The 23,994-nt window shown below is 59.0% G+C and carries 21 protein-coding genes; 13 read left to right on the top strand and 8 right to left on the bottom strand.

The window, feature by feature from the left end; genetic code table 11:
• Positions 1–181 precede the first annotated feature (181 nt).
• Entirely contained in the window at positions 182–847 is a 666-nt protein-coding gene (locus WBG04_RS08805; protein WP_424314038.1) for a hypothetical protein, read from the top strand.
• Positions 848–907: 60 nt separating this feature from the next.
• A complete protein-coding gene (locus WBG04_RS08800) occupies positions 908–1,867 on the top strand; it encodes a phosphotransferase (RefSeq protein WP_424314037.1) in 960 nt (319 codons plus the stop codon).
• 72 nt (positions 1,868–1,939) lie between these two features.
• On the opposite strand, the gene WBG04_RS08795 is transcribed toward WBG04_RS08800, so the two are convergent.
• Entirely contained in the window at positions 1,940–3,352 is a 1,413-nt protein-coding gene (locus tag WBG04_RS08795) for a WG repeat-containing protein (RefSeq protein ID WP_424314036.1), read from the bottom strand.
• Between the two features lie 131 nt (positions 3,353–3,483).
• Here WBG04_RS08795 and WBG04_RS08790 point away from each other — a divergent pair, with 131 nt between their 5' ends.
• The 6 genes from WBG04_RS08790 (at position 3,484) to WBG04_RS08765 (ending at position 8,516) form a co-directional block, all read left to right on the top strand.
• Positions 3,484–4,836: a hypothetical protein gene (locus WBG04_RS08790; RefSeq protein WP_424314035.1), complete on the top strand. Its 1,353-nt coding sequence runs from the start codon at positions 3,484–3,486 to the stop codon at positions 4,834–4,836.
• A gap of 46 nt (positions 4,837–4,882) precedes the next feature.
• Positions 4,883–5,761 (top strand): acetylglutamate kinase, encoded by an 879-nt coding sequence (gene argB / locus WBG04_RS08785; protein WP_424314034.1) that lies wholly within the window; start codon positions 4,883–4,885, stop codon positions 5,759–5,761.
• A 75-nt stretch (positions 5,762–5,836) separates the two neighbouring features.
• Entirely contained in the window at positions 5,837–5,992 is a 156-nt protein-coding gene (locus WBG04_RS08780; RefSeq protein ID WP_424314033.1) for a hypothetical protein, read from the top strand.
• Between the two features lie 62 nt (positions 5,993–6,054).
• The gene (locus WBG04_RS08775) at positions 6,055–6,336 is read left to right on the top strand and encodes a type II toxin-antitoxin system RelE/ParE family toxin (protein ID WP_424314032.1); all 282 of its coding nucleotides are present in this window, start codon (positions 6,055–6,057) and stop codon (positions 6,334–6,336) included.
• A 7-nt stretch (positions 6,337–6,343) separates the two neighbouring features.
• Positions 6,344–6,634 (top strand): HigA family addiction module antitoxin, encoded by a 291-nt coding sequence (locus tag WBG04_RS08770; protein ID WP_424314031.1) that lies wholly within the window; start codon positions 6,344–6,346, stop codon positions 6,632–6,634.
• A gap of 181 nt (positions 6,635–6,815) precedes the next feature.
• A complete protein-coding gene (locus tag WBG04_RS08765; RefSeq protein ID WP_424314030.1) occupies positions 6,816–8,516 on the top strand; it encodes a hypothetical protein in 1,701 nt (566 codons plus the stop codon).
• 29 nt (positions 8,517–8,545) lie between these two features.
• Here WBG04_RS08765 and WBG04_RS08760 read toward each other — a convergent pair whose 3' ends face one another.
• Positions 8,546–10,450 (bottom strand): heavy metal translocating P-type ATPase, encoded by a 1,905-nt coding sequence (locus tag WBG04_RS08760; RefSeq protein ID WP_424314029.1) that lies wholly within the window; start codon positions 10,448–10,450, stop codon positions 8,546–8,548.
• Positions 10,451–10,808: 358 nt separating this feature from the next.
• Here WBG04_RS08760 and msrA point away from each other — a divergent pair, with 358 nt between their 5' ends.
• The gene (msrA, locus tag WBG04_RS08755; RefSeq protein WP_424314028.1) at positions 10,809–11,492 is read left to right on the top strand and encodes a peptide-methionine (S)-S-oxide reductase MsrA; all 684 of its coding nucleotides are present in this window, start codon (positions 10,809–10,811) and stop codon (positions 11,490–11,492) included.
• Here the strand turns inward: msrA and WBG04_RS08750 are convergent.
• The 6 genes from WBG04_RS08750 to WBG04_RS08725 form a co-directional block, all read right to left on the bottom strand.
• Entirely contained in the window at positions 11,489–12,151 is a 663-nt protein-coding gene (locus WBG04_RS08750; RefSeq protein WP_424314027.1) for an alpha/beta hydrolase, read from the bottom strand. The genes msrA and WBG04_RS08750 overlap by 4 nt on opposite strands.
• A 202-nt stretch (positions 12,152–12,353) precedes the next feature.
• Positions 12,354–13,910, bottom strand: a complete 1,557-nt coding sequence (locus WBG04_RS08745) for a sialate O-acetylesterase (protein ID WP_424314026.1) — start codon at positions 13,908–13,910, stop codon at positions 12,354–12,356.
• A gap of 85 nt (positions 13,911–13,995) precedes the next feature.
• Positions 13,996–15,942, bottom strand: coding sequence for a glycoside hydrolase family 2 protein (locus WBG04_RS08740; protein ID WP_424314025.1), 1,947 nt, complete (start codon positions 15,940–15,942; stop codon positions 13,996–13,998).
• A 100-nt stretch (positions 15,943–16,042) separates the two neighbouring features.
• Complete coding sequence (locus WBG04_RS08735; RefSeq protein WP_424314024.1) at positions 16,043–16,927, bottom strand: hypothetical protein; 885 nt, start codon at positions 16,925–16,927, stop codon at positions 16,043–16,045.
• 72 nt (positions 16,928–16,999) lie between these two features.
• Positions 17,000–18,241 carry a hypothetical protein gene (locus WBG04_RS08730; RefSeq protein ID WP_424314023.1) on the bottom strand — a complete coding sequence of 414 codons (1,242 nt, stop codon included), beginning with the start codon at positions 18,239–18,241 and terminating at the stop codon, positions 17,000–17,002.
• A 119-nt stretch (positions 18,242–18,360) separates the two neighbouring features.
• Positions 18,361–18,735 carry a VOC family protein gene (locus tag WBG04_RS08725; protein WP_424314022.1) on the bottom strand — a complete coding sequence of 125 codons (375 nt, stop codon included), beginning with the start codon at positions 18,733–18,735 and terminating at the stop codon, positions 18,361–18,363.
• 213 nt (positions 18,736–18,948) lie between these two features.
• Between WBG04_RS08725 and WBG04_RS08720 the strand changes: the two genes are divergently transcribed.
• The 4 genes from WBG04_RS08720 to WBG04_RS08705 all read left to right on the top strand — a co-directional run bounded on the left by WBG04_RS08720 (position 18,949) and on the right by WBG04_RS08705 (position 23,979).
• Positions 18,949–19,389 (top strand): universal stress protein, encoded by a 441-nt coding sequence (locus WBG04_RS08720; RefSeq protein ID WP_424314021.1) that lies wholly within the window; start codon positions 18,949–18,951, stop codon positions 19,387–19,389.
• A 115-nt stretch (positions 19,390–19,504) separates the two neighbouring features.
• The gene (locus tag WBG04_RS08715) at positions 19,505–21,124 is read left to right on the top strand and encodes an ABC transporter permease (protein WP_424314020.1); all 1,620 of its coding nucleotides are present in this window, start codon (positions 19,505–19,507) and stop codon (positions 21,122–21,124) included.
• A gap of 114 nt (positions 21,125–21,238) precedes the next feature.
• Entirely contained in the window at positions 21,239–21,898 is a 660-nt protein-coding gene (locus WBG04_RS08710) for a hypothetical protein (protein ID WP_424314019.1), read from the top strand.
• Positions 21,899–21,903: 5 nt separating this feature from the next.
• Complete coding sequence (locus WBG04_RS08705) at positions 21,904–23,979, top strand: flotillin family protein (protein ID WP_424314018.1); 2,076 nt, start codon at positions 21,904–21,906, stop codon at positions 23,977–23,979.
• The last annotated feature ends 15 nt before the right edge of the window (positions 23,980–23,994 follow it).

Raw genomic sequence — 23,994 nt, 5'->3', positions numbered from 1 at the left:
TGCTGAAGTCGAGAGTCTCCGTAATGGAGCAAACCACTGACTGGAGAGCCGGATGCGGGAGATCCGCCTGTCCGGTTCGGAGGGGGGAGCGGCGCAAACCAATGCGCCGTTCCTACCTCTATCCAGGGGACGAAAAGATGGTCGAGCGACCATTGATCGGTTAGTCTGTTTTGCCGAAACTATGAGTGCGCGATTTACCTACACGCTTGGTGGAGTTCTAGTGGCAATCGTTGTGCTGATGCTCGTCTTTAAGGAGTCGAAGGATGCTCCGAACCGCGAAGCGGAATCGGTTTCTGCTCCGCGGGAGAAGAAGCTGAGCCCGTCTTCGGAGGCGAACGTTCCGCGTCCATCGCCGACGCGCCCGGCCCGAGAAAAGGCGTCGTCCGATCCCGAGCCCTTGGTGGCTGACCCAGAGGTGATCGAGCTTTATCAATCGCCGGAATATGGGCGGTCGGATCTTGAGGAGTTCTACGCCAGCCGTGGTATCGACAATTATCCCGAGCTGATGCTTGGGGCTTTGAAAGGGGACGCGGATGATCTTGGGGAGGTTTTCGGTCTGCCGCCGACGGACGGCGCGGCGACTGAGAGTTACCAGGTGGGGGTGGAAACGCTGATTCAGCAGCTGGGGGATCGCTACTTTGCCTTCCATCTGGCCAAGCAGCCTGAGGAGGTTCAGCGCCGGATCGTTTGGCTGCTGTGGGGTGCGAAGCTGTCCGAAGCGACGATTGACAACATACCCGGCGGGGCACCGCTGGCGGGAAACGGGGCGGAATATCCCGAAACCGGGGAAATTCTGATGTCCGTGTTTTCAGCGGAGGAAATTGAGGAGTGGCAGGGTGAGAATTGACTGGAAATAGGGGAATTTCCCCTTGTCGGAGGGGGGCAGGGTCGGGAACCTCCCGCCGCGATGTCTGCCGAAACCATTCTTACCACCACCCGGCAATATTTGGACGCCGATCCGACGGTGAGAATCACGATCGAGCCGATCAAGCGCGGGGCTTCCGGGCGCACGATTGTCCGGGTGAAGACGGCCGGGCGCGATCCGTTCATTGGCATCCATTGGACCGACGATCGGCCGGACAACGACTTTTATCCGCCGGTTTCGGAGTTTCTGCAGAAGGCGAAGATTCATGTGCCGGAGATCTACCACTTCGACAAACGCTGGCGGGTGGCGCTGGTCGAGGACCTCGGGGATACGGATCTGCTGTCGATGAAGGAGGAGTCCTTCGAGAAGCGCGAGCCCTTCTATCGTTCGGCTCTGCAGCAACTCGACAAGCTTTTCTACACCCGTGCGGCGAAGGATACGGAATTCAGCCCGGCCTTCGACGAAGAGATGTATCGCTGGGAGCAGGAGTATTTTTTCGAGCACCTCGTCGATGGACTGCTTGAAATGGATTCGTCGGAACTACGGCAGTCATCGGAGTTCACCGAGTTGGCGAAGCGGCTTGGAAGTGGTGCCCGTCATCTGGTGCATCGCGATTTCCAGTCGCAGAACTTCCTGCTCAAGGGCAAGAAGGCCTACTGGATTGATTTTCAGGGGATGCGTCGCGGGCGGCAGGAGTATGATCTGGCCTCGCTGGTGTTCGATCCCTACATGGACCACTCGGACGAGGATCGGGAAAAGCTGCTCGATTTGTGGGAAGAGATTTCCGAGGAGCGTCCGCTGCCGCAGATTTTCCACGAATGCGCGACCCAGCGTCTGATGCAGGCGCTTGGAGCGTATGGGAAAATCATCACCAAGCAGGGTGATGACTGGTACCGCCAGCATGTGCCGGTGGCGGCGAAGATGCTGGGCGTGGTGACGGAAGGAAGTGAGTTTGAGTCGCTGCTGAAGCCGGTGATCGAAGGGGCCCTCGCGTTCAAGTGAGTGGCGTTTGATCGAAGTGTGCGACTTGTGAAGTGCCGGGTGATCTGAAGATTTGACCGGAAGTTCCATGTTTCAATCTTCCTTCGTCCGGAAGATCTCTCCTTTTGGAGTCCAGTATTCGACTGTCTTCTCCTCACGATTGGGATTGTAGAAGTAGCCGTTTTTGAAGGGGTTCTTCGTCGAAAGCTTTGCTTCGACGACCACTTTTCCATGGCGATCGATGAAGCCGAATTTTTTGGTGCCGATGGCCTCGAAGACGGCACGGCCTTCATGAAAAGGGAAGATCCGTGCGTAACGGAACACGGGACCGAAGCAGCGGCCGGTCTTGCGGTGGACGAGCCGTTGAATCGCCGTGTCGTTTCCGAAAGGGCTTCTCCACAGAATGCACACGCCGCTGTCATCATCGCAGTCCGACAACCACATCCTTTCCGGAGCGGTGAAGATGGTCTTACCGCTGGTATCGATGATTTGATTGGGAAGAACGGCGGTGCCATCGCGGAACACAGCAGGTCGGTCCATGAAATCACCGGGGATCAAAAGTGATCCATCTGTTCTAACAAAAACCCAATCCTTCTTGGCCCGCCGAGCCGGGTCTTCAGGCATGAGGCGGACAGCTGCAAGGCCGTCTTTGCTGAAGGGGCTGGCCTCGATCCAGCCGCCCTCGATCGCGACTTTCCCCTTTTGATCAATGTAGTGATAGGTGCCGGTTGGTGCGCGCCCTTGATTGTAGCGGACTTCTCCCACGCTTACCGCCGCGAGACCTTGGCTGAAGGGCGTGGCGAAATACCACTGCGGCTCGAGGACAACCTTTCCTGTATGATCCATGTAGCCCCAGAGAGCCTTGTCGCCGACCCTTTTTGAAAAGGGCGCGAGCTTGTTTTCGCCAAAATTTCCCAGCGTCTCGAAACCTTCCGGGAGGGGCTTTCCGCTGTCGCCTCCAATGAGGAAGTTTCCGTCGACTCCGATGTACCCGTGACCTTTTTGGGATTTGGTGAATGAGGTTCTGGCAAGGGCGTAGCCGTGATGGAATTCGATTGCGTTGGCCTTGAACGTGGCGTCCTTCCAGAGCTGGTTTCCCGAAGGACTCCAGTATTTGTCTTCGATCCTGATTGCGGTTCCCTCGGGGTAAACCCATTCCGCGAAGTCCTCGGGCGGAGCCTCGCCGTGATCGTTTGGCCAATCGGGGTCGGGCGTCGGTTCACCATTGTCACCGGCTGGCTGGGTATCGTTTGGCTTTTGCTTCTCTTGGATGAGCCGTTCTTTGACGAAGCGCTGGTCCTTTTCGCTGAGGAGGCCGAGGGCGACTTTGCCGATTTTTCCACCATTCATTTTGAGGTGGACCACATCACCCTCCAGTTTCAGAAACTCTGCATGGATCGTGACGCCTTCCTTATTGGTCCAGGGACGAGTTTCACCGATGAGGGCGGATGGGATGAGTAGGAAAAAAGCCCATGCGAGGCGGAGAGCGGTGGGTGAGGATTTCACCACGGGACTCTGATGAGGGAAACGAGAGACGTCGAGTTTGCTTGAAGAGCTTTCTCAAAATGGAGCTCACGGCGTTGGTGAAGCCAGACTCCCGGCTTTCCACGGGGGCGCATTCCGGGTTCGTTGGGGTCGTGATCCGCACTGCTTACCCCCGGCTGACTGCCGCTGTCGCCTCGCTTGGCGTCGGCCTGCTGTTGCTGGCGCTCACACCGAAGGTCGATTTCCTCGAAGAGGCGGATCGCAAGTGGTTTGGGGTGCTTTCCGGCAAGGGCAGCGTGGTGGTCGGCCGCGGGACGCTGGAGGATCCCCGCCGGACTGAGGAGATCGCGGTGCCGGAGGACGTGCCGCCGGCCGGGGTGCTGTTTCTTGATGAGGATCCGGGCGAGTATTTTGAAGAGTCGCCGCCTGTCCCGACCGATCTCGCGGTGGTGCTTTCCCGGCTGAAGGCGATGGGGGTGGAGCATCTCGGAATCGGTTACCCGCTGGATTGGAAGGAGCCGGACACGCTGGCGCTCGATGCGATGCGGGCGATGATGGACCGTCTGGATGGCACGGTGCTCGGTTACCAGTTGAACAACGGCACAGTCGGCGAGCCGGTGCCGGTGGCCTTTCAGTTGTGTTCGATTGCTTATGCTGATGTCGGCGGGGACCGCAGCAAATTGCCGGTGGTGAACAGTCTGCCTGGTGAGTTGCCGGAGTTTGGGGGTGAGCGGACGCGGGCGGGATTTACTTTGTTAGGGAACGAGGATCAGGAGACTGAGCGCGCCTACTTGCTGGCGCGTTGGGACGACCGGGTGGTGTTTTCCTTGCCACTGGTGGCGGCGATCGTGCGCCTGGAGGTGCCGCCGGAGGAGATCGAAGTGGAGGCGGGAAATGAGATCCGTCTGGGTTCGAAGGGGCCGCGGATTCCAATCGATTTCCGGGGTCGGATCAGATTGCCGGAAGTGGAGCCGGAGGTCATCAAAGCGCCCGCGACGGCGATGATCAGCCGGACCTTGCCGGAGGGTTTTGGCGAGCGGGAGGCTCCGGTTTATCTGGTGGACGAAAGGCTTGGGACCGGCAAGTTCCTGCGGGAATGGGGCGAGACGCTGCCGCGGGTCGATGCCTTGATCAGGAACGCGCCCCACCGTGTCGGAGCTCGCGCTGTTCCACGGCCGCATCCACTCGTCGAGATGATTGCTTTGGTCGCCGTGGCTTTGGGTGGTGCCTGGCTCTTGCGGAGTCAGGACGTGTTGAAGCGCACAATCTGGGCGGTGGCTTTGTGTGTGGCGGTGGCGGTGCTGCTAGCAGTCGCGATACGGTTTTTTACTGTGGCTCCGGTCCCGCTGGCTTTCCAGATGGTGCCGGTGACCGCCCTGTTGGCAGTGCTCTTGATCGAGGGTGGCGGGAAGATTGAGGTCGTGCGGGCCAAGCCAGAGGTTGAGGAGGAAACGCCGACTCCTCCGCGCAAGCCCGGTTCGAAGAAGAAACGCCGCAAGCGCTGACCGTGCTTTCCTCCGGGGGCGGACGGGCTTATGGTCGCGGCCCGCCATGAGTCTCCAGCAACCGACCGCGAAAGCCGAAGCCCTGATCGAAGCCCTGCCCTATCTGCAGGCCTTCCGTGGGAAGACCTTCCTGATCAAAATGGGCGGCTCGGCGATGGAGGATCCCGAACTGGTGCGCAAGGTGATGCGCGATGTGGTGTTTCTCGAAGTCGCAGGGATCAATCCAATCATTGTCCACGGCGGTGGGAAGGCAATCTCTTCGGCGATGAAGGACGCGGGTCTCGAAGCGGAGTTCATCGGTGGCTTCCGCCGGACCACTGATGAGGCAATTTCGATTGTCGAGAAGGTGCTCTCGAATGAGATCAATCCGGGGCTCGTGCAGATGATTCGGGAATTTGGCGGCAAGGCCACCGGCATCGCGGGCACCGATGTGTTTCTCGGCGAGAAGATGAAGATCAAGGATGCCGACGGCAATCCGGCCGACATCGGGCGGGTGGGTGAGGTCGTCGGTTGCCAACTCGGTCAGATGGATTCCGCGCACAAGGCCTCGATCGTGCCGGTGATTTCGCCGCTGGCCGCCGAACTTGCGACGGGTAGGCCGCTCAACATCAATGCCGATCTGGCCGCTGCTGCGCTGGCGAAAGAGTTGCGTGTGACGAAACTGGTGTATCTTTCGGATGTGCCCGGTCTGATGAAAGACCCTTCCGATCCATCGACCCTGATCAAATCGGTGAACCGCGAGCAGGCCGAGGCACTCCTTGCGGATGGGACGATTTCCGGTGGGATGATTCCGAAAATCCGCAGTGCGATGGATGCGCTGAATGCAGGGGTCCGGAAAGTTCACTTCATCGATGGGCGATTGCCGCACGCGATGCTGCTCGAGATCTTCACGGATTACGGGATCGGGACCGAGGTGACGCGGTGAGTTGAGCTCATCCCGTCTTCGTCCCATCGGGACGCTTGATGATCGCCGTGGACCTTCAGTCCACGGATTGAATGCGTGGAGAAATGGCGTCGCGACGCGACGCTTGAAGTCGGAGGGCTTGGTGTTCGTCTTGGGGTCATCGGTTTTCCCCAGGTGGTGAAGCGTCGCGACGCGACGCGGATGGAGAGCGAACCCATCCCGTGGATTGAAATCCACGGCTATCATGAGTGACCCCGATGGGGTCGAAGACATTCCGGTTTGCGGGAATTACCAAGTTAGGGAATTGTGGTGTGGTGATCAAAAGCTTCGCTGATGCCGAGACGCAGAAGGTGTTTGAGCTTGTGCGATCCCGGAAATTACCCGGTGACATTCAGACCCGTGCGAAAGTGAAATTCGACCAACTCCATGCCTCTTCGGAACTCGCCCACCTTCGGGTGCCGCCGAGCAACCGCTTGGAGAAGTTTTCAGGAAATCTGCGGAAGTTCCACAGCATCCGGATCAACCAGCAATGGAGGATCATCTTCGAGTGGAAAGACAACCACGCCCATCAGGTTCAAGTCACCGACTACCACTGACGCGGCCATGAAGACCATGCCCCTTCCCAATGCCTTCGCCGAGACGCTGCGCGAGACTCTCGAAGAGTGGTCCGGCACGCAGAAATCCATCGCCACCGCGACGGGCATCCCCGCCTCCCATCTCTCGGAGATGAAATCCGGTCGCCGTCGCTGCACGCCGGAATACGATCTTCGGCTGTCGCGCTTCTTCGCGATGGAAGAAGGCTTCTGGATGCGCCTCCAGCTCCACTTTGAAATGCAGCGGACTCGGCTGGACCTGGGCGAGCGAATTGATGCCGAGGTGCAGCCTGCGGCTTGACTTTCTGAACACTCGATCCGTAGGGAGCGCGGCTTTGCAAGCCGCGACCCGGCAATCGATGCTGTGGAATTGAGCGTATCCGCCGAGGCTGGGAGCTTGTGGATTTTGGTATCCGACCGTAAAACTGGAGTGGTCGAAATGGAGATTCTCCGGATCGTCTTAACTCAAGTCCTCCAATATTGTGAAATCAGGACGCCCTGCCTGCCGCTGGATGGCGGTTGCCGTGTCGGTATTGTTTCCGGCATGGCTGCTGGCGCAGCACCAGACGGAGGTTCTCGATGAACCCGTGGTCGGAGGAGTGATTCCCTACCAAGTCGAAATCCGGGAGATTTCGCTGCTGCCCGCGGTCACCCCGAATATTCATTCAGTGGTCGCCGGGGACTGGAACGGGCAGTGGGTGATCCTCGCGGGTCGCACCAATGGATTGCACGGACTGACCGGCATGGCCGCCTTTGATCCCGCCTACGAGAACCGCGAGATCTGGGTCATCGATCCCGCGGGAAAACAGAGTTGGCACAAGAGCCTGGAGACTTCGGCCGCCAGCGGGCTCACCCAGGATCAGGTGGATTCCCTGAGTTCCGTGAATGCCGAGTTCTATCAGGATGGTGAAACCTTGCTCATTGCCGGAGGCTATGGTTTCAAGCGATCGGTCTCGGATCATGTCACCTACGATACCCTGACCGCGGTTCATCTGCCCGGCATGGTCGCGTGGGTCAAAGAACCGGCGGGATCGGAAACCAGCATGGCAAGCGACCATGTCGACCAGATCATCGACAACTACTTTCAGGTCACCGGCGGCGGACTCGAGCGTACCGGCGTGGAGTATCAACTGATTTTCGGCCAGAACTATGCCGGTCGCTACCGTCCGAACTTCAACGGCATTTATCGCAAGCAGGTCCGGCGGTTTCGTGTCGATCTATCGAACGGGTTGGTGATTCCGGATGCGACCAAGGAATCGACCCCTCAGGATGAGGCTTTTCGACGCCGGGATCTGAATGTGGCGACGATGCTGCAGCGTGGTGCGGAACCGGATACGTTCGAGGAAGTGGCGGTGGCGCTTTCCGGGGTCTTCACGCCGGAGGGAGGCGTTTTTACGGTTCCGGTGGTGATCGAAGCCGGAGGAAAAGTGACGATGCAGGACCCGGCCGCATCCACGACGATGAAACAAGCGCTTCAGGTTTACCACTGCGCCGAGGCCGGGCTGTATCATCGAGCGACGGATGAAATGCACCTACTGCTTTTCGGAGGGCTGACCATTCAGGAATACGATCGCGTCAATGAATCCTGGTTGATCGACAACAACGCTCCCTTCACCAACCAATGCAGTGTCGTCGTGCGGAACAAGGACGGGAATTTCAGGCAGTACCTTCTCCCTGTCCGTTTTCCTGAGATTCTTGTGGATGGCAAGGAGCTGCGTTTTGGAACCAATGCCGAGTTCTTTTACCAGGCGGAGGTGCCGCGTCTTCATCCGCAGGTGATCGATCTGGCTGAGATTCGGGAGCCGACGGTGATCGGCCATATCTTTGGTGGATTGGTTGCTGACGCCGGGAACGGCGGCAATACCGGTTCGTCCGGTCGCGTCTTCGAAGTCCTGCTGATTCCGAATTTGCCCGATGCGACGCCAGCGATCACCAAGTCAGGTGAGGAGCTAGCCCTCGCGTGGAAATCCGACGCTCATGCTTGCTATCTTATCGAGCACTCGGAGGCGTTGAGTGGATGGGCGGAGTTTCTTCCTGCGGTTCCGGGCAACGGCGGGATCATTCAGTGGTCGGAGACTCGCTCGGATTCCCGGCAGTTCTATCGCCTGCTTGGAGGCTGGGTGACGCGGGAGCCGTCAGAACCTCCTGGGGGGCTTGTGAGAGAAGCGGATCACACGGAGTAAGTACCGTTCCGGGCAGACCCGGGAGGAGTTCAGTCAGTGTTCTCTTTCGATCGAATCAGCAGGCGGAGGCTGTTGGCGACGACGACAATGGTGGATCCTTCGTGGCCGAGGACGCCGAGCGGCAGGGGGATCCAGGAACCGAGGGCGGCGAAGCCGAGGAAGATCACGACACCGAGGGAAATGGTGAGGTTTTGGCGAATGATGACGCGGCACCGCCGGCTGATGTCAAGGGCCTCAAGGATGCGCTCGAGGCGATCGTGGGTGAGGACGATGTCGGCTTGCTCGAGCACGGCATCGCTGCCGCGCAGGCCCATGCCGATCGAGATGTCGGCGGCAGCGAGGCTGGGCGCGTCGTTGACGCCGTCGCCCGCCATCGCGACTTTTTCCCCCTGCTCCCGCCATTCCTTGATGGCCGCGACCTTGTCTTCGGGGTGGAGACCGGAACGCCAGTGCCTGAGTCCGAGTTCGGTGGCGACGAGCTGGGCGGATTCCTCGCGGTCGCCGGTCAGCATGGTGACTTCGATGCCTTGTTCATGAAGCCGGGCGACGGTGGAGGCGGCTTCGATGCGAGGGGCATCGCGCAGGATGATGCGGCCGGAGAGATCACCGGCGGTGACGAGCACCTCGGTCAGGCCCGGTTCCGGGGCGGGCAGGGCGGTGATCCACGGGTGACCCTCGAACAGTGAACGACGGCCAAGCAGAAGCTCACGATTGCCGATCCGGCCCTTGAGTCCCTTGCCGGCGAGGGATTCGAAGCCTTCGATCTCCTCGAAGGTGCCGCCACGTTTGAGATTCTCGGCGACGATTGCGCGGGAGAGTGGGTGGGTGGAGTTCTTGGAGAGTGCGGCGGCGAAGTGGAGAAGCTCATTGTCGAGCTTGGGGTCGCTGGATTCCAAGCCGGTTAGTTCGAGTTCGCCCTTGGTCAGGGTGCCGGTTTTGTCGACGGCGAGGCGGTTGATGGAGGCGAGGTTCTCCACGGCGACGCCGCCGCGGAAGAGGATGCCGCGCCGTGCGCCGGCGGCGATGCCGGTAAGGATGGCGCTGGGAATGGAGATCACCAGAGCGCAGGGTGAGCAGACGACGAGCAGGGTCATCGCACGGTAGAAGGCGGAGTTGCCGCTCTCGCCATCCTGAAAGGCGGGGATTTTCAGGATGAAGTGCCAGATCAGGAACATGAGGATGGCGAAACCGAGGATTCCTACGGTGTATGCCGTACCAAAGCGATCGGTGAAACGCTGGGATGGTGCCTTGCTTGCCTGGGCTTCACGGATCAGGTGGATGATACGGGCGTGGGCGCTGTCGCCGGGTGGACGCAGCACGCGGGCGTCGAGCTTGCCCCAGGTATTCAGCGTGCCGCCGAAGACGGTGTCGCCGGCGGTCTTGTTCACCGGGACGGATTCGCCTGTTAGAGAGGATTCATCGGCGGCGCTGTCGCCTGATACGATGATCGAGTCAGCGGGGAACTGCTCGCCGGGGAGGATGCGTATCGCGGTATCGGCTTCGAGGGTGTCGGCCGCGACTTCACGAGTGGTGCCATCGGGGAGGATCTCGAGGGCTTGTTTGGGTGCGTCGTTGAAGAGGCTGCGGATTTCGCGTTCGGTGCGGGCCATGGCCATCACCTCAAGGGCACCGCTCAGGGAAAAGAGGAAGAGCAGGGCGGCGCCCTCCCACCAGGCACCGATGAAGGCCGCGCCGATGGCGACCGCGAGCATCAGGAAGTGGATGTCGAGGCGGAAGCGCTTGAGCTTGCCGAAGGTATCGATCGCCGCATCCCAGCCACCGGCGAGGTAAGCCGTCATGTAGAGGGCGACGGCGATGGTGTCCGGGCCGGGATAGCGTTGGGCGATGATGCCGCCGAGTGTGGCGAGGCCACAAACGATGGCCGAACCGAGCAGTAGAGGCCATGGGGGTTCGTCGGTCGCATCTTCAGCCATGCCTGATTTTTAGGTGGTAAGAGAGGACGCGGCAACGCGCGGGCTCGGGAATTCGAGGCGTCCCTTGAGCGGAGGAGACTGGTAGGCGTTTTCGCAGAGGACGGGGTGACCCGGTCGTAAAAACAGAAAAGAACCAATCGGCCGAGTGTTGGCACGGCGGATGCTTTGAATCTTCTGTCGCGACACATTAGGCGGTCCGGCTGAGACGTCCGAGGGTTAATGGGTTTTCCTTAGGATGATCAGTCGGGCCGCTCTTTTTTTGGCCGAAAAGACGATTCGAGGGGGGATGATGGGAATAATGGATGCGGGGGATGGTCTCACGGGTAAGGATGGAGGAAGCTCTCCGTTGAATTTACCCATGAAAAAGCCTGCTCTCTATCTCGCCATCATCTCCACGCTGCTTGTCAGCTCGTCCTGTGCTCAGAAAAAGACCGACCGGACAGCGGAGGCTGCAGCGCAGAAAGAAGTCACCCCTGTGGAGGTTCCTAGGACCAACGGACTCGCGAGAGCCTATTTCGCCAGCGGGTGCTTCTGGTGCGTCGAGGTGGTCTACGAGAGCCTGAAAGGCGTGGAAGAGTCCATTTCCGGTTACTCGGGAGGGCACACTGAGAATCCGACCTATGAGTCGAGCAATACCGGCACCACCGGCCATGCGGAAGCGGTGGAGATTATCTATGATCCTTCGGTGATCAGTTTTGCCACGCTGGTAGATGTCTATTTTGGTTCGCAGAACGTGACTCAGGTCAATGGGCAGGGCCCGGATCATGGTTCGCAGTACCGTTCGATTATTTTCTATCAGAATGAAGAGCAGAAGAAGGTCATTGATGAGAAGATTGCCGCATTGAACAAGACGCTTGGCGGGGACAAGGAAGTGGCCGCTGAAGTACTACCTTTCCAAAAGTTCTGGGAGGGGGAGGACTATCACCAGAACTACGAGCGGAACAATCCCGACAATCCCTACGTTCGAGGTGTCTCCATTCCGCGCTTCAAACGCTTCGCCAAGCAGTTTCCTGAACTGCTGAAGGAAGGATCGGTTCCTTAAGAGCCGTGTTCCTTCAGCCACTCGAAGACATCGCGCACCTCCTCTTGAGCGACGGAGTGTCCGAGTGCGATGTAGCTTTTGAAGGTCGGTGCGTAGCCTGCCATTTTCAAAGAGTTGAGGGCTTCTTCCGCTGCTTTGATCGGCACGACATCGTCCGCGTTGCCGTGGAGGATGGAGATGGGCAGTGGTCCCTTGCAAGAAGGCACGGGGTGGTCTTCGGACAGCAAGAGATAGCCCGACATGGCGAGCACGCCTACGATTTTTGATTGATGGCGCAAGCCGACGTGGAGCGCCATCGCCGCGCCTTGCGAGAAGCCCGCGAGGATGATTTTCGGCCCCGCTTCGGCGGTGATCAATGATTCAATCTGTTGCTGGCTGGCTGCCACGGTCTTCCAATCCACTTCGCGCGGGTGGCTGAGGTCGAGGATGTCGTACCATGCCGGCATCGGCGCGCCCCCATTGATGGTCACGGGGATCGAGGGAGCGTGCGGAAGCACGAATCGCCAGCGGCTTGGAAGGGCGGCTTGGCAAAGCATGCGCGCGACGTCCTCGAAGTCATGGCCATCGGCTCCCAGTCCGTGCATCAGGATGACGCAGAGATCCGCGTTGGCTTTATCGGCCCCGATTTCGAGGCACTGAAGTGCTGATGAGTCTGGCATGCCGGTGGATGGTAGTGGTCATTTCAGCGGGGGCAATGCCAGGCACCTGCTGGTTCGGCCAACGCTCCCATTGGATGTCACGCCCGGGGTGATGAAGCGTCGCTATGCGGCGCCAATGAGGCTGCTCGAAATCCGTGGACTGAAGTCCACGGCTAACATGAATGACCCCGATGGGGTCGGCCTGGCTTCGGCTGCGTCCCAGCTACTCAATCTCCCAATCATCGGTGCGGAAGACCGAGGCGGGGAGGCCTTCTCCGTTGACCAAATTGGCGCCTTCGGGATTCGAGGACCAGGCGTAGCGGACGGCTTTTGGTTTGGCGACTTTTTCGGAGGAAACCACCACGGACTCGCCGTCGATACGGGCGTCTGCCCAATACCAAACCTTGTCGGCTCCGGCGATCTCGAAGCGCTGAAGGGGTTTGCCATCACGGGACTTCAAGCCATTGGCGTGATCGAAGGTGATGTGAATTTCCGGGCCTTTGATGGTGCTGTTTTTGAATAGTGGTCCGCTGGCAATGACGTCCTTTCCATAGTCGTTGGCGAGTGCCCAGAGGGCGAGGCGACGTCCGACTTCCTTTTTATTTTTCGGGTGGATGTCATCGGCGGCGCCGATGTCATTGGCGACGGCCATGCCGGTTTTTGGCAAACTCAGGGTTTTGCGTTGTTCGTCTTGAAGGTGAGCCCACGAGTCGACGACGCCGGGCTGGTCGGTCACTTTTTTGAAGTTGGCCAGCTGAACCCAGAGAAAAGTGAAGTCGTCATTCCAGCGCTTGCGCCAGTCGTTGATCATGAGCGGGAACAATTTTCCGTAGGCGGCGGAGGTCACCGGGGTCTTGGCATTCGCCTCACCCTGATACCAGATCGCACCGCGCATCGGGTAACCGACGAAAGGATGAATCATGCCGTTGTAGAGCACGGCGGGCTTTCCGGCGGCGACGGCGGGATTGCTGATGGCTTGTGGCTTGCGCGGAGCTTTGGGGCGCGATTCCTTTGGTTGGGCTTTCCATTTCGCCAGTGCTTGCTGGTATTTCTTCATGGCGGCCTCGCTTCGTTTTTTCGCGGCGGCCGGATCGAAGGCGGCGATCGCTTGATCGTGAGTCTTCAAGTCGGACTTGCCTTCAGGGATGCTGGCAAGAGCTTCGCGGCTGGTGAAGGTCTGGACCGGCTTCCCGCCCCATGAGGATGAGATGATCCCGATCGGGACGCCAAGTTCCTGGTGAAGCTTCTGCGCAAAGAAGTAGCCGACGGCGGTGAAGCTGCCGGCAGTTTGCGGTGATGAGACAAGCCATTGGCCGTCGATATCGTCCTGTGGCTCGGCAGCAGGGGTGAGTTTTGCCTGAAAGACACGGATCCCGGGATGATCTGCAGCGGCGATGTCGGCTTTGGCTTGGTGGGTGTTTTTTACCACCCAGGCCATGTTTGATTGTCCCGAAGCAAACCAGACTTCGCCGACGAGGACGTCCTTGAGGACCGCGGAGTCATCGCCGGATGTGATGGTGAGGTCCTCGCCTTCGGTGTTTGCGGGTAGGGCTTTCAGGGTGATTTTCCAAGCTCCATCAGCGCCGCTGGTCGAGGTGGCCGACTCACCGGCGAAACTGACTTTGACGGCCGAGTTTGGATCCGCCTGGCCCCAGAGGACGACGGGCTTGTCCCGCTGGAGGACCATGTGGTCGCTGAAGAAGTGGGGGAGTGTCAGTTCTGCGGAAGCGTGAAAGAGGGATAGAAATCCGAGGGAGAGGGTGGTGAGTTGGGTTTTCATTTCGTGCGGGTTGAAACGGCGATAAAAACGGAAGCCTTTCAACGGCGCACGAATGGCGGGACAGCGGGGAGGTGGCTGCGATGCGCTAGTTGGTGGGCCAGGTCAGGTCGCGGAAGACATCGCGGACGAGCTTGGGTTGGCCGAACTCGTTGTACATGCCCATGCGGGACCAGCCGTTGGACTCTTTGTTTCCTGTGTAGGTTTTGCGCGAGCGGTAGTCGAGCAGTAGCCAGTAGGTGTATCCGGATAGCGGTGGGGCGAAGCGGGTGAGCACTTCGTGCTGTCTGGTGAGAAGATGCGCCTGCCAGTCTTCTGTGCCCTTTTGGGAGGGGGATCCTCGATTTCCCAAGTGTGACCATCCTCCATTTTCGAGGATGATGAGTGGCTTGTTCGGGTTCTCCTCGATGGTTCGTTTGAGATCGGGTTCGAGTTTCTCGAAGGGGTCCATGGCGCCGCGGTACTCATTGAAGCCGACGGCATCTGCGTGTTCGAAATGCGGCTTGCCCATATGGGGGTGCCAGGCGGCCCAGGTGACGGGGCGCTGTTGCCAGTCGTGTTGGTCGACGAGTTCGTGACCCATTTTGACGAAGGGTTCATATTCCGGGCAGAACTGGTGGCATTCGTTGTGGAGTCCCCAGATGACGACCGAGGGGTGGTTCATGAGGTCCCAGACGGCACAGCGGGCGAGCGATTGGAAGATTGATTTGGAGTCCTTGGTTTGAGCTTCCATGGCTTTTTCCCGATACCAGAAGCCGCCCCATTCGCCGCAAAGCATGACGCCGAGCTGATCGGCGAGCTGATAGGTGAGCGGATGGCGCTCGGCGACGTGGAGGCGGACGAAGTTGGCTTTGGCGTCTTGAGTGAGTTCAAAGAAGTTGCGGTGGTCTTCTTCGGTGAGGGCGTTTCCCCGGGTTGGGTGTTCTTCGTAGAAGGCGACGCCTTTGAGAAAGATGGGCTGATCGTTGAGAAGGAAACGCGAGCCATCGACGCGGAAGGAGCGGATGCCGAAGGTGGTGCCGAGCTGGTCGAAGGTGGTGCCGCTCTCGGACAAAGTGGCGGTGAGCTGGTGAAGGGCCGGATGATCCGGTGACCAGCGGGCGGCGGCTTTTTTCAGCGGTGCTGAGAAGCGTAGCAGGCGGTGGCCACCAGCGGGGATTTCAAAGGGAAGGGGTTCGGAGGTCTCAATGGCCTTCGAGTGGATCAATGCCGTGCCTTGGCGCGCCTTTGTGTCGTAATTGCTTAGGCAGAGGATCGCTTCGAGTCGGTTGTCGCGCGTGCGAATCTGGGTCTTGCGGATCGTGACAAGGCTCTCGGCAATGAGTGTGACGGAGCGGGGAATGCCGGCGTAGGGCCAGTTGTCTGGTTCCTTGGGATGGCGGGTGTGGGTGTACTCGATTTCGTCGAAACCCTTGCCGGACTCCTTTGGTCGGAAATTCGGCAGGCGGATGATCTGCAGGGCCAGAGTGTTGGTGCCCTTGCGGATCTTGCTGGTGAGATTGACGGAGAATGGCTGGCCACCACCTTCGTGAGTTGCGAGCAACTCCCCATTAAGAAATACCCGGACCCGGTGCGGAACTCCGAGGAACTCGAGACGCTGATGTTTTCCGGAAGGCTGCCCGGTTTCGAAATCACGACGGTACCACGCAACGCCGTCATACATCGGAGGGTTGTTTGTTGATAGGTCTGACCAGTCCCAGAAGCGACCGCCTTCCATCATGTCCCAGCAGTGGGGAACCGTGACTTCTGTCCATGTGCTCAGATCGGGGATGCTGTGCCACTGCTCCGTCCGTCCGATGTTTTCGGGATCGAACCTGAAGTGCCAATTACCATCGAGCGAGATGCGCGTGCGATGGGGATTTTCGGAGAGATCTGCGAAGTCGGGGCGGATCTCGCCGTAGTGGAAGACGACGGGAAAGCCATCAAGCTTCCGAGTTTCGATTTCCATCGAATGGGAAAATTCGGGACCGTCGGCAAAATCGTCGGCTTCGCAAACTAATGAGGCGAGGAGAAACAACGAGAAGATCGCTTTCATTGGCTTGAGTCTTGTTAGCTGGCAACGTGATTAACCACAAAGAATGACCGATTCGGACAAAGCGCCTCCGCTGCTGGCCAGGTCAATGGCCCGGCGGCTGTCAGGGTGCCGAGGTATCCAACAGTTTCAATTGGAAGAACCCTTTTTCGCTGAGGGGTGCGGGAACACGGATTCTCATCCAATCGGGGCCAGACGTGGGGGGATCTGGATCCGGGGTCGCGGAACCTTCCAGTGGCATCCAGGAAGAGCCGAGGTCTTCATTGGTCACGACTTGATAGAGAATGGTTCCGATACCCGGAGTCTTTGAAAAGCGGACCCAGCAATCGCCAAGCTCGTCGGAGGTGAGTTGGCATATGGGAAAGTCAGCGCCTGAAGTCGGATCACCCGCCGTCGCGTATTCGAGGAAGTTGGGGCGTCCATCTCCGTCGGCATCGGCAGTGGCAAGCCGCAGGGAAGGGTCGGTGATCGAGGGGAATCCACTGATCCATGTCGCGAAGGAGCCACTCGGTGGTGAGGTCGAAGTCGAGAATCGGTTTTCTCCGTAGCGATTGCCGACAATGATTCTGGCTTCTGCAAGATGGAGGGAGGTCAGCGATGGAAGCGCGGTATCCGTATCGCCTTGGAACGTCTTTCCGGCAAATCGCGCAATCAGGAACTCTGCGCCGCCGTCCGGGTTGATCAGAAGTGAGATCTCTTCGCCGATGAGCGTGGAGCTCGGATCCGAAGTGTCTTCGGTGACAGCGACTTCAAAGGTTCCTGGGGCTCCATCTACTCCGTCGCCGATCGCGGTGACTGGTCCGAAGGAAACGAGTGCCGTCGAAATTTCGGCGAGGCCACCCGTGGCTGCGGCATCAAGAAGGGCATCGTCGCTCATGCTAGGGAAAGCTCCCACGCGGATTTGGGTGCCACTTGCGAGCAGGGCGGTGTCCTGAGATGTCAGCGGATCAAGGGGGTGTTGATCGTCAGCGACTGAGGTGATGATCACCGTTTCGCCTAAGAGCGAGCAGCAGAGTATCAATGCGCAGGGCAATATATGGAGGAGGAGTCTCATGTTGGCTCAACCACCTGGTGGCGAAAGGCGCAGGCGGTAAAAGGCGCGGGTCTGACCCGCGGGGAGGGGGAATCTATAATTGCTGCCATCGATGGTAACATCGGAGTGGAACGCCCAGGTTTGTAGGTCAGTACTGACCTCAACGGCCAGGGTAACGCCCGGTGGAATAGGGAAACGCGGGATTTCGCCCATTAGTGGGATTTCATCAGGCTCAGGATCGGGCGGGAGGATGAAAGGCGTTCCCGCCACAAGGCTTCCTTCTGCGAGGACGTAAGAGGCTTGGCCTTGTCGTTCGAGGATAAGGGTCGAGAGGAAGTCGAATGGCTGGCTGGCATCGTTACTGCCGTTCACCCCGATTTCACGCCAGCCTTCGGCGCTCGCCCTGGAGGAAGAGTAAAAGGGGCCGCGGCGTGTGCCATTTGGTTCCTCCAACGTGACGAGATCCGCGCGCGTGGTGTTTGGTCCCGAGACTGGAGCAAAACTTCCCGTGGTAGGGATGAGACCGGTGAGGGACGACGATAGGTTGATTGGAAGGGAGAACACGTTTGCCCCGGTACGGGCGGGAAGCAGAATCGGCTCCGCGGCGATCTCGCCGGACAGTGCGAGGCGCAGGTTTCCCGCATGGCGTCTAACGATATAGAGTCCCAGCGGAAAACGGACGAGGGCTTGGCTGGCGTCGGCTGCGATGCCTGACTGCTCCCAGCGTTCCCGCTCCGAATTGAAGTAATAGACACGTTCCTGCTGCGCCGCCTGATCCCACAGCACCACGTTGTCCGCAGCTTCTGCCTCGATTCCTTCACCGAGACCGAAGCGATTGTCTGCACCAAAGATATCTTCGATTCTTGAATGCGGCCGGATCAAAACCTGGGTGCCCGCTTCCATCCAATCCTCCAGAGGATCTTCGCAAAGGATGTCGTTCGTGCGGAACTCCGCAACGTTGGAAATGAATCCCCGGCCGGTGCCATCGAGAACGTGGATGTAAAAGGCTTTTCCGGGCTCATTCAGCCCAGCTGGGGATTCGAGCCCGAGGAAAGAGAGGGCCTCGCCGGTGACTCCGTCGACGGATCCTTGGAAGATCTTGTCAGGGAGCAGTTGAATTCCGAGATAGGTCCGGGCCTGGGATTTACCCTCTGGCTTTCCGGCGATCTTGACCGTGCAAATGCCGCGCGGTTCAGTCGTCTGGGCATCTGCTTGAGAAATGAGCAGCAACAGGATAACCCCGATTCTAGACAGTCCTCCAAGCACCATCGAGGCCTATCGTTTGGAGACAGAAGGGTCAAGGATCGCAGCCCTACCTCGCCCATCCGGTCTGGCGTGGCGTTTTTTTCGGGTCATGGGTCAGTTCGGGCTTGGGTGGGCAAAGTCAATCAGCGCTCGAGGATTTCGACCTCGTAGCCGTCGGGATCCGTGACGAAGGCCATCTTGCGTTCGCCGGAGCTGAACTTTTCACGCCACTTGCCTGGCCAGATTTCGATGCCTGCTTTTTCGACGGCGTCGCAGTATTCGATGATGTCCGGGACACCGAGGGCGGTGTGCATCAGGTCATCCGGGCAGGTGGTATTGTAGTCGGCGGACCAGGTGAGTTCGAGGAAGGCGTCGTTGCCGGGGAGCTCGAGGAAGGCGAGTTGGTTGCCCTGCGGGGAGGTCTTGCGCTCCTTTTCCTGATAGCCGAGGACTTTATAGAAGGCGATGGAGCGGTCGAGGTCCTGGACGCGGATGCGGGTGTGGAGGAATTTGATCATGCTGGGGAAAGGCTAGGTGGGAATGCTTGGCGCGGAAGCCGGAAGTTTGAGAACCACGAATCGAACAAATTTGACGAATAGAGGATTTCTGGATTTACGAAACTTATTTGATGAGAAGAGCGCTTGGGAAGCACGCGCATGGATTGCGGTAATTTGTGCATGCTTTGGCTAGGGGTAGCCAAGAGGTGGAGGAGGTGCTAGTTTGTGGATGCCATGAAAACGATTGTTGCAGCAGTGGACTTTTCAGATTCGACGTCGGTGGTGATTGATGCCGCGGTGGAAATCGCCAGTGCCTTTGGTGCCCACCTCCATGTGATTCACGTGCTGGAGCCTGAACCGGCCTACACCGCTTATGGATTCACGCCGGATGAGTTTCCGGCGATGCATGTTTTTCAAGAGGAAGCGAGGAAGCGGGCAGGCAAGCGCCTTGAGGAATTGGCAGCTCCGATTTCGGGTGCCACGGTGAAGCTGATCGAGGGCAGTCCCTTGCAAGGGGTGCTCGATTATGTAAAGGCTGCGAAGGCGGATCTGGTGCTGCTCGGCACCCACGGGCACGGGATGGTGGCTTCGCTGCTGCTCGGCTCGGTGGCGGAGGGCATGGTGCGCAAGGCGGTGGTCAAAACGATGGTCGTGCCGGTGCCGGAGAAGAAGTGAGTTTTAAGGAGAGCCGGATTCTCAACGGGGATGGGGTGAACCGCCCCCTCCACGGCTTGCGGCGGGCTGCCGCAGCTACGCTTGCCGAGGGGCAGCTGGGCGGCTAGGGAGGGGCATGGCTAGACGGTCCTTCAGCGCGATGCTTGCATGGCGCTATCTCAATCCGCGACGGGCATTGCTTTCGGCAGTGGCCTTGATTTCGACGACCGGAGTGGCCTTTGGGGTCTTTGCCTTGGTGTCGGTGATGTCGATTTACTCGGGGCTTGAGCGGGAGGTGAAGAGCCGCATTTTGGGATTCATCCCCCACATCCGGCTCGACTACGCGCCGATGGAGGGCATGAGAATGCCGGTGTCCGATTGGCGGGAGACGGCGGCAAAGGTCGAGACGCTTCCGGGAGTGATCGATGCCGGGGCTTTCGTGCAGGACAGCTTGCTCATCGATATCCTGGGTTACCGGACGGCGGGGACGTTTCGCGGCGTGGATACGACGGATCCGGATGAGGTCGAGGGAATTACCGCGATGCTGGATATGGAAGGTCATCCGGATAGTTCATCGGACATGGGCCTGGATGATCGGGTGGTGATCTCGTCGAAGGTCGCCCGTTCTTTCGGTGCGCGTGTCGGAGACAAGGTGCGCCTGCTGACGCTGCGGAACTTTGAAGAGGTCGAGCGGGTTTTCAAGATGACCGAGGACCCGCCCGTGCGTGAGCGATATGCGGAACAGCTCGCAACGGTGAAGGATTTGGTGCGTGAGCAGTGGGTGGTGAAGGGGGAGACGTCGGAGATCCCCTCCGAAGTGGCCCAGGCGATTTATGCGCCGCTCGATCTGATTTATGGTGCCGGGGTTCGCGATCCCGAGCAGGAAATCGCGGGGCGGGCCTTGGTTCTGTTAGAGGAAAGCGAGGAAGATGAAGAGCGGAAGGTGCGGGTGATCAGGAAGGATGCGAAGGATGAGTTTTTGGCGATCCTTGCGGAGTTCGATGAGACGGATCGGGAAAAGATGGATGCGGAGATCCTGAAAGGGGTGCGGGAGATCGTCCTGCCGAAGGAGGCGGAGATCATCGGCATCTATTCCGCGTCGCAGATGGCGATGACACCGGATGTGTTCATGCCGCTCCATCTGGCGCAGGATCTGGCGGGACTGGGTGATGGTGTTCAGGGGGTGAGCGTGCGGCTTGAAGATCCTTATCAGGTCGGTCCGGTGGTGGATCAGATCGGGGCGGTGCTTCCGCCCGAATGGTATCCTGTGACCTGGGTTTCGGAATTGGCGGACTTTTCGGCGCTGATCGAACAGCAGCGGGTGATGATGTATCTTGTGCTCTCGCTGATTGTGGTGGTGTCGGCGTTTTCAATGACGGCGGTGATGTTCACGGTGACCTTGCAGAAACGTCGTGAAGTCGGGGTGATGAAGGCGCTTGGGGCTGCTCCGGGTCAGATCGTGCGAGTGTTTGCCTATCAAGGGGTGATACTCGGGGCGTTGGGGGCGGTTCTGGGGGTGATCGGGGGCTTGTTGCTGGTGCGTTTCCGTGAGCAGGTTCAAGAGGGCATGCGCGCCTTCGGCTTTGATCCTTTTCCGGCCTCCTTCAATGGTTTCACCGTCCTGCCTGCGCATGTGAATCCGGGTGAGGTGATCGCCATTGGACTGGCGGCTTTCGTGCTTTGTTCTCTTGCGGCCTTGCTGCCGGCGTTTTTTGCGGCGCGGAGCGATGCGGCGAAGTCTTTGAGGAATCTTTGATGGGATACTGGCGACTGGAAAGTCGCCTTGCCCACCCATGGCGCTTGGGAGAGCGGCACTCCGTCTAAAGGATGGCCCGTTTTGTAGTGGTTAGGTCCCGGGCTTTCGTTTGGGATGGCACCGTTGATTAAGGAAATATGGGATCTGTCGACGAGTACGGGTGTGTTGCCTTTCACACTTCTGCTCGGACCTATGGCCTTGTTCTGGATCATCTGTTTTCTGGGCACCTTGGATTTCGATTTCATCGGAGTGGACTTTGGTGACGGTGGGATGGACTCGGGCGATGGGGGGACCTTGTTCGGCGGATCGATTCGCTGGCTCTTCAAGTTCGTCCATGGAGATGTGGTTCCGCTACCGGCGCTGGGCAGCTTCCTTTTGGTTTTCGAATGGGGATGCGTGATGCTCGGCAACCATTTCTGGAATCCCGCTGAAGATCTCAAGCAGGCGGCTATGATCGCGGCGGTGTCTTTCGTTCCGGCGATCGGGTTGACCAAATTCACCGGCTTCATGCTGCGCCCGATGTTCGAGGCGCTGCAGGGCAGCGAAGGGCAGGCGAAACCCGTGATCGGTCGAACAGGCCGAGTGCGAAGCGGAGTCCTCGACGAAACTTTCGGACAGGTCGAGGTCGAGGACCCGGAAGTGCCGCTGCTGATCAATGCCCGCCTCGCTCCGGGCGAGCCCCCTCTTTCCAAAGGCGACCAGGTGGTCGTCGAAAGTCACGACAAGGATCGTGATGTCTACCGTGTGAAGCCCCTACAAATCATCGACAACTGACTCTTATGAACACCAATACACTGGCATTGTTTGAACTTCCCGCGGCTGCCGGGATCATCCTGATGGTCCTCCTGGGGATCGGCGGCCTGATCGTTGCGATCGGCCTCGTCTACGCCATGCTTTACCGAAAGGTAAGGAAGGGCACCGCGCTGATCCGAACCGGTATCGGAGGCACCAAGATCAACTTCAACGGCATGCTCGTCTTTCCGGTCTTCCACCGACTGGAGACGATGGACATTTCGCTGAAGCGGATCGAAATCGACCGGACCGCGAAGAACGGGCTGATCTGTCGGGACAATGTCCGGGCGGATATCAAGGTGGCCTTCTTTGTGAGGGTGAATCATGCCGATGAGGATGTGCTGCGTGTGGCGCAATCGGTGGGTTGTGAGCGGGCGAGTTCGCAGGATGCGATTCGCGAGCTCTTCGATGCCAAGTTTTCCGAAGGCTTGAAGACCGTCGGCAAGCGCTTTGATTTCATCTCTCTCTACGAAGATCGGGATACTTTCCGTGATGAGATTTTGAAGGTGATCGGAACCGATCTGAACGGCTTCGTGCTCGATGATGCGGCGATCGATTATCTCGAACAGACGCCGGTTGAATCGCTCGATCCGGACAACATCCTCGATGCCGAGGGTATCAAGAAGATCACCTATCTCACCGCCGAGCAGGCGAAGCTTTCGAACAATATTCAGCGCGACAAGGAGAAGGTCATCAAGCAACAGGACGTCGAAGCGCGGGAAGCGATTCTCGAACTTGAGCGTCAGTTGGCTGAGACCGAAGCGAAACAGCAGCGTGAGGTGCAGGTCGTCCAGGCGCGGGAAGAGGCGGAGACGATGAAGGTTCAGGAAGAGGAGCGGCAGAAGGCCGAGCGCGCGCGGATCAGTGCGGATGAGGAGATCGAGATCGCGAACGAGAACAAGGAGCGCCAGGTGCTCGTTGCCTTGCGCAACAAGGAGCGGACGGATGTCGTCGAAGTGGAGCGCGTGAAGCGCGATCAGCAACTTGAAGCGATCGAGCGTGAACGTCTCACGACCCTCAAGGACATTGAGAAGGAGAAGGCGGTCGAAGTTGAGAAGAAGGCGATCCAGGATGTGATCAAGGAACGCGTCGCAGTCGAAAAGCTGGTGGTGATCGAACAAGAGCGGATCAAGGACACCGAAGCTTTTGCCGGTGCGGATCGTGAGAAGCAGGTCAAGGTGACGCTCGCCGAAGCCCTGGCGCAGGAAGATGTCATCAAGCGCGTGAAGGAAGCCGAGGCGGATCAGGCGTCGGCCAAACTACGGGCGGACAAGGAACTCTACGAGCGTGTGAAGGCGGCGGAAGCCGAGAAGAAGGCAGCCGAGCTGCACGCCGAAGAAGTGGTGATTGCCGCCGAAGCCGAACAGGCTTCGAGCGAGAAGATTTCATCCGCCAAGAAGCTGCTCGCCGAAGCGCTGACCAAGGAGTCCGCTGCGGTTGGGATGGGCGAAGTCGAGGTGCTGATGGCCCAGGCGGATGCCACCCAGAAGCAAGGTGCTGCCGAAGCGGAGGTCAATCGATTGAAGTTTGAAGCGGAGGCCCAGGGTATCCACCAGAAGGCGGAAGCGATGAAGCTCTTCGAAGAAGCCGGTCAGGACCACGAAGAGTTCAAACTCGAACTCGAGAAGAGCAAGGAGGTCGAATTGGCTGGAATCAGAGTCCAGAAAGACATCGCGGAAGCTCAGGCGGCGGTGCTTGGCGAAGCCATGAAGTCGGCGAAGATCGAGATCATCGGTGGCGAAGGGAAGTTCTTCGATCAGATCGCCGGTGCCATTTCGAATGGCAAGTCGGTGGATCGTCTGGTCGAACACAGTGAGGCCATCCGCGATGTGAAGGACACCTTCTTCAATGGCGATCCGGAGTACTTCAAGACTCAGCTCAAGGACTGGGCCGGGCAGTTCGGCGTGACGGCGGACGACGTCCGGGACCTGACGATCGGCGCGGCACTTTCAAAGCTGCTGCTTGAAGCGACGGGTGAGACCCGGAGCAAGCTGATCGGCTTCCTGGGTGGCGCGGATCGGTTTGGGTTGGCGGATGAGAAGGCTTCGAAGGTTCTGAAGTAAGAATTGGGAACCACG

Source organism: Haloferula sp., from assembly GCF_049672945.1.
GTDB lineage: Bacteria > Verrucomicrobiota > Verrucomicrobiia > Verrucomicrobiales > Akkermansiaceae > Haloferula.
This window is presented reverse-complemented; position numbering and strand designations above follow the sequence as displayed.

Excerpts from the sequence above, each read along its gene's own strand:
- msrA (WP_424314028.1), top strand. The coding sequence starts at position 10,809 with ATGAAAAAGCCTGCTCTCTATCTCGCCATCATCTCCACGCTGCTTGTC.
- WBG04_RS08715 (WP_424314020.1), top strand. The coding sequence starts at position 19,505 with ATGGCTAGACGGTCCTTCAGCGCGATGCTTGCATGGCGCTATCTCAAT.
- WBG04_RS08710 (WP_424314019.1), top strand. The coding sequence starts at position 21,239 with ATGGCACCGTTGATTAAGGAAATATGGGATCTGTCGACGAGTACGGGT.
- WBG04_RS08800 (WP_424314037.1), top strand. The coding sequence starts at position 908 with ATGTCTGCCGAAACCATTCTTACCACCACCCGGCAATATTTGGACGCC.
- WBG04_RS08730 (WP_424314023.1), bottom strand. The coding sequence starts at position 18,241 with ATGGTGCTTGGAGGACTGTCTAGAATCGGGGTTATCCTGTTGCTGCTC.
- WBG04_RS08805 (WP_424314038.1), top strand. The coding sequence starts at position 182 with ATGAGTGCGCGATTTACCTACACGCTTGGTGGAGTTCTAGTGGCAATC.
- WBG04_RS08760 (WP_424314029.1), bottom strand. The coding sequence starts at position 10,450 with ATGGCTGAAGATGCGACCGACGAACCCCCATGGCCTCTACTGCTCGGT.
- WBG04_RS08725 (WP_424314022.1), bottom strand. The coding sequence starts at position 18,735 with ATGATCAAATTCCTCCACACCCGCATCCGCGTCCAGGACCTCGACCGC.
- WBG04_RS08705 (WP_424314018.1), top strand. The coding sequence starts at position 21,904 with ATGAACACCAATACACTGGCATTGTTTGAACTTCCCGCGGCTGCCGGG.
- WBG04_RS08720 (WP_424314021.1), top strand. The coding sequence starts at position 18,949 with ATGAAAACGATTGTTGCAGCAGTGGACTTTTCAGATTCGACGTCGGTG.
- WBG04_RS08770 (WP_424314031.1), top strand. The coding sequence starts at position 6,344 with ATGAAGACCATGCCCCTTCCCAATGCCTTCGCCGAGACGCTGCGCGAG.
- WBG04_RS08740 (WP_424314025.1), bottom strand. The coding sequence starts at position 15,942 with ATGAAAGCGATCTTCTCGTTGTTTCTCCTCGCCTCATTAGTTTGCGAA.
- WBG04_RS08745 (WP_424314026.1), bottom strand. The coding sequence starts at position 13,910 with ATGAAAACCCAACTCACCACCCTCTCCCTCGGATTTCTATCCCTCTTT.
- WBG04_RS08750 (WP_424314027.1), bottom strand. The coding sequence starts at position 12,151 with ATGCCAGACTCATCAGCACTTCAGTGCCTCGAAATCGGGGCCGATAAA.
- argB (WP_424314034.1), top strand. The coding sequence starts at position 4,883 with ATGAGTCTCCAGCAACCGACCGCGAAAGCCGAAGCCCTGATCGAAGCC.